At 70.6% G+C, this 4,698-nt stretch carries 8 protein-coding genes; 4 read left to right on the top strand and 4 right to left on the bottom strand.

Annotation, left to right across the window (positions count from 1 at the left end; all coding sequences use genetic code 11):
- Positions 1-67 precede the first annotated feature (67 nt).
- The 4 genes from VNT50_RS07835 to VNT50_RS07820 all read right to left on the bottom strand — a co-directional run bounded on the left by VNT50_RS07835 (position 68) and on the right by VNT50_RS07820 (position 1,701).
- A complete protein-coding gene (locus tag VNT50_RS07835; protein WP_325484551.1) occupies positions 68-454 on the bottom strand; it encodes a hypothetical protein in 387 nt (128 codons plus the stop codon).
- Positions 454-822 (bottom strand): hypothetical protein, encoded by a 369-nt coding sequence (locus VNT50_RS07830; protein ID WP_325484550.1) that lies wholly within the window; start codon positions 820-822, stop codon positions 454-456. The genes VNT50_RS07835 and VNT50_RS07830 overlap by 1 nt, the downstream gene beginning before the upstream one ends.
- A 90-nt stretch (positions 823-912) precedes the next feature.
- Positions 913-1,335, bottom strand: coding sequence for a DUF1622 domain-containing protein (locus tag VNT50_RS07825; RefSeq protein WP_325484549.1), 423 nt, complete (start codon positions 1,333-1,335; stop codon positions 913-915).
- Positions 1,336-1,401: 66 nt separating this feature from the next.
- On the bottom strand, positions 1,402-1,701 hold the full coding sequence (locus VNT50_RS07820; protein WP_325484548.1) for a GNAT family N-acetyltransferase: 300 nt from the start codon (positions 1,699-1,701) through the stop codon (positions 1,402-1,404).
- A gap of 484 nt (positions 1,702-2,185) precedes the next feature.
- Between VNT50_RS07820 and VNT50_RS07815 the strand changes: the two genes are divergently transcribed.
- The 4 genes from VNT50_RS07815 to VNT50_RS07800 all read left to right on the top strand — a co-directional run bounded on the left by VNT50_RS07815 (position 2,186) and on the right by VNT50_RS07800 (position 4,446).
- Positions 2,186-2,956: a winged helix-turn-helix domain-containing protein gene (locus VNT50_RS07815; RefSeq protein ID WP_325484547.1), complete on the top strand. Its 771-nt coding sequence runs from the start codon at positions 2,186-2,188 to the stop codon at positions 2,954-2,956.
- Between the two features lie 86 nt (positions 2,957-3,042).
- Positions 3,043-4,011, top strand: coding sequence for a DNA-3-methyladenine glycosylase family protein (locus VNT50_RS07810; protein ID WP_414683956.1), 969 nt, complete (start codon positions 3,043-3,045; stop codon positions 4,009-4,011).
- Positions 4,012-4,042: 31 nt separating this feature from the next.
- Entirely contained in the window at positions 4,043-4,261 is a 219-nt protein-coding gene (locus tag VNT50_RS07805) for a hypothetical protein (protein WP_325484546.1), read from the top strand.
- Positions 4,261-4,446: a PspC domain-containing protein gene (locus VNT50_RS07800; protein WP_325484545.1), complete on the top strand. Its 186-nt coding sequence runs from the start codon at positions 4,261-4,263 to the stop codon at positions 4,444-4,446. Before VNT50_RS07805 ends, VNT50_RS07800 begins: the two co-directional genes overlap by 1 nt.
- Positions 4,447-4,698 lie beyond the last annotated feature (252 nt).

Raw genomic sequence — 4,698 nt, 5'->3', positions numbered from 1 at the left:
GCCTGCTGCTGACCCGCCTCCGAACGGACCGCGCCGACACCGTCAGCGCGGGCCGTCCGGGAGCGCGTCAGGTCTCGGGGTGCACCCCGGGCTGGATGCGAGTGACGTCGTCCGCGTCGCCCACGGCCACGCCGTCCACGTTCACGCCGTCCACGGCGACCACGCGTGCCACGATGCGGCTGATGTCGTCGTCGGTGGCCGGGATGCCGGCATCCTCGAGGCGACGACGCACGAGCAGCGCGACATCCTGATCGTCCTGTGCCGCGACATCGGCCCGCGTCTGGGCGATGATGCCCTCGAGCTTCTCGTCGAGAGTGGGCGCGTTCATGTCCTGAATCGGACCGTCCTGGGTTCCCGAATCGGCGCTGTCGTCGGGGACCGGACCCGACCACGTGCCCCCCTTGTCGGGATAGTTGCCGCCTGGCTCCTCGTACTCGTTGGTCGCTCCAGACATCACAACCCGTCCTGTCGCCGGCGTGCGTCCGGATCGACGTTCGGGTCTTCGCTGCGGCCCTCGCCGAGGTCGGCGTCACCGAGCATGTCGGGATCGGCACCCCGGCCGGCCGCGTCGCCCTCGATCGGGCCCGCCGGGGCAGTCGGTGCCGCGGGGTCGGCGGGCTCCGCGGGAGCGTCGGCCGTGGCATCCGTTCCATCCGGTGTGTTCGGAGGCAAACCCGTCGTCGTCCGGTCATCGCTCTGTTCATCGGCGCTCTGTTCATCGCCGCTGTGTGTGCTCGCGGCCGCTTCGCTCTCCCAGCCGCCCGTCGGTTCTGCGTCGATGACGCCCTCGGGCAGATCCCGGGAATCCTGCGGATTGCTCATGGCGAGTCCTCTCGGTCCCCAACACCCTGCCCCGCGCCGAGGCGCGCGGTAAGGGGGTTGACGGGTCCGAAGCCCCCGTGTAGACGCCCCCTATCGGCTTTCGGGAGGGGTGCGCTGAGCCCCGCGGTCGTTGGCGACCGCCTCGCCGAGCAGCTGCCCGCCGCTTGTGAGAAGGGCACGGCGCCACGGCGCGACCCCTTCGATCTCCACCTGGATGGAGAACGACAGCACCGTTCGGATCAACACGATGAGGCCGAGGATCAGGGCGTCCTCGAGCGACGGCTTCGAGGTGATCGTGCGGATCAAGTCGGCGGCGACGAGCACTTCGAGGCCGAGCAGGATCGCGGCGCCGAGTGTGTTCCGCAGAGTCGCGAACGCCGCCTTCCCGCCTTCGCCACGGCGCAGCGCGCGAAGACAGAGAACGGCGGCGATCACCGCGCCGACGATCATCGCGAACGCACCGAGAGCCTCGAAGGCGATGGCCACGCCCGTGAAGAGGGTCTCGAAGTCCACGAGCTCAGCGTAGCGGGGCGACTGCGCGAAGCAGCGAGATCGCCGTGCGATGCAGCGGGCGGGCCGCTACGCGGTGCGGCGGGACTGCAGGATGCCGCGGCGATCCGGGTTGTCGTCGAACCAGTCCGCCACGTACCAGCACACGGGGATCACCGTGCGGTCGCCGCTCACCTCGAGCTCGGTCACGGCGCGCGCCACGACCTCGGCCGCGTAGCCGTGGCCCCGGAACGTCGGCACCGTGTAGGCCCGCGTCATCGCGACCGTGCGTCCGTCGTCGCGGTAATCGAGCACGCTCAGCAGCTCGTCTCCGCGGCGCAGGGTGTACCGCGAGGCATCCGGTTCGTGGGTGAACGTCAAGGAACTCACGCCGAAAATGCTACGCCGGGATTCGGACACGGGATCCGCCACGCCGTCAGTCGGGCAAATGACGGCGCTCTCCCTGCGGTGGCGGTCTCACCGACTGAGCAAAGTGTTACGTTTCGTCATGAAGCGGCCGGGAGATCCGTGCGGTTTGACACATTCGGACGCACTGGGTCATAATCGGGCGTATGACTGACAACGCACGCCCTGTGTCCGCCTGGAAGGCGAACGGGACTGCCGGCATGATGATGGCCGGCCGCGTCAGCATGTGTTGCCGAATGTGTCGCTGACACGGTAACCGCCCGGCCCCGCCCGCCCGCCGTCTGATCACGAGGCCCGCGGAGCCCCCGCTTCACCGCACCCGAAAAGGACAAAACCCGCCTCGGGAGCCGAGTTGAAGCCGCACCTGGCCACCGGCCGCAACACAGAGCACATCATCGAACCCGCTCCAGGCGCATCGCCCGGGTTCTCATCCGCAAGGACCATCATCATGTCGAACGCAGCCCTCCTCGAGCGCCCCGCCTCCCGCCCGACTCACCTCGCCGCCGTTCCCCCGCTCGCCGCCGCGTCGGCTCCCGCCGACGCCGCTCCGGCCGGCCGGGCGCTCCCCGCCGGCACCGGTCCCGATGGGGCTCCGCCCCAAACCCCCGGCTCACTGACGCGCGCCCCCCGCGGCTTCGCCCTGTACGTCGGCATCGACGAGGCCAAGGCCGCCGAAGCGGGCGTCAGCCTCGGCGTGCTCGTCGACGCCCTGCGTCGCACGCTCGCCGAACTCGCGCCGACCGCCGAGACCTACGCGACCGTCGCCCTCGCCCCCGCCGGATCCGGTGGACGCGACGTCGACGTCGTGCGCCTCGCCCTTCACGAGCCCAGCGCCGTCGCCCGCACCAAGGCAGAACCCGAAGACGAGGATGTCGCCGGCGGTGGCGTCGTCGTCGACATCTCGCGCAAGCGCGTTCTGATCGACGGCGAGTCGGCCGCGTTCACGTTCAAGGAGTTCGAGCTGCTGCAGTACCTCGTGCTCCGCGAGGGTCGCACGATCGAGCGCACCGAGCTGGTCTCGTCGCTGTGGCAGGCGTCGACCGACGATGAGGTGCCGGGCGAACGCACGATCGATGTACACGTGCGTCGCCTGCGCGCCAAGCTCGGCCGCTTCGAGGACATCGTCCGTACCGTGCGCGGTGTCGGCTACCGCTTCGACCGGCACGCCGACGTCGTCATCCGCTACGGCCACGGCACCCCGTCGCCCGACCGCTTCTGATCGACCCGGGCGGCGCCCCGGCCGACCGGTTCCTGGATGTCGGGCCGGCGACGTAGGGTGACGGCATGACCTCGAGTCCCGCGCCGATGCAGTGGCCTCGGGCTCGCGGGCGGTCGATGCCCGCGGTCGCGAATGCGGGCCCACGGCTCGAGACCGAGTACCGGCCCCCGCACCCGATCGACCTGCGCCGCATCGTGGGGTACGAGCGCCGCGGACCCGGCGATCCGGCCATGGTGATCGTGGGCCCGGTGATCTGGCGCGCCAGCCGCACCCCCGAAGGCGTGTCGACGATCGCGATCCGCGAGACGGGACGCGGCGAGATCCGTGCCGCAGCATGGGGCCCGGGCGCCGGCTGGTCGCTGCACCAGCTGCCGGCGCTGTGCGGCGGCCTCGATGATCCCGAGGCGTTCGACCCAGGACCGAATCCCCTCGTTCGCGACGCGCTGCACCGCAATCCCGGGCTGCGGCTCGGGCGCACCGACCTCCTGTTCGACACCCTCGCGAGCGCCATCATCGAGCAGAAGGTCACGGGGACGCAGGCCTTCGGCGCGTGGCGCCGGCTGCTCACCGGTTACGGCGAGCGAGCGCCAGGCCCCACGCCTCGCCCGATGTACGCGCCGCCCACGATCGAAGGATGGCGGCGCATCCCGTCGTGGGCGTGGCATCGTGCCGGTCTCGAACCGCCGCAGTCGCGCACGATCGTCGAGGCTGCACGCCGCGGCGAGACGATCGCGCGGGCCGCGGCAACCGCCCCCGACGGACCGGCGCGCGACGCGGTGCTGACGAGCCTTCGCGGCGTCGGCCTGTGGACCTCGGCGGAGACCCGCATCCGGGCGTTCGGCGACCCCGACGCCGTGAGTGTCGGCGACTACCACCTCGCCCACGAGATCGGATATGCCCTCACTGGTCAGCGGGTCGACGACGATGGCATGCTCGAGCTGCTGGAGCCGTGGGCAGGCCAGCGCCAGCGGGTGATCCGGCTGCTCGGGCTGAGCGGCCCGCGCGAGCCGCGCCGGGGCCCGCGGCTGGCGCCCGAGGACCATCGCGGCCGCTGACACGCGCCGGCGAGAGCCCTATGCTGGGCGCATGGCACAGGGCAACGGGTGGCCGCGGGGCCGTACACACTGGCTGATCGGAACGGTCCTCCTGCTCGCGCTCGGCGCGCTCGTCGGCGCCGTGCTCGGCAACATCGCGCTCGGTGTCGTCATCGGCCTTATCGTGTCGATCGGCTGGCTGATGGCCTACGAGTCCCGGCGCGGGCGCAACGTCGGGGTCAACGACGAGTCCCACGGAATCGAGCTCTGATGAACACTCTCTCGCGTCCCCGTCAAGGCCGACTGCTCGCGGGGGTGTGCGCGGGCCTTGCCAACCGCTTCGGCTCGAACGTGACGTTCATCCGCGTGCTCACCGTGGTCGCGGTGGCCTTTTTCGGGCTGAGCCTGTGGGCGTACATCATCCTCTGGATCCTGATGCCGAACGAGGCCGAGTGACGACGTCTCCCGCTCGCTGACGGGGGGTTGTGGATGTCGGAGGCCCGGTGAACACTGGTTGCGTCACGGGGCCGGCCGCGGCATCCACTCACCGACCCAGGAGCGATACATGTCACGCCTCAACCCCTATATCTCGTTCAAAGACAACGCCCGCCAGGCGATGGAGTTCTATCAAGGCGTCTTCGGCGGCGAGCTGTCGATCGACACTTTCGGCAGCTACGACATGGGCCAGGACCCGGCTGAGAACGATCT

The organism is Microbacterium sp., from assembly GCF_035554235.1.
Classification (GTDB): domain Bacteria; phylum Actinomycetota; class Actinomycetes; order Actinomycetales; family Microbacteriaceae; genus Microbacterium.
This window is presented reverse-complemented; position numbering and strand designations above follow the sequence as displayed.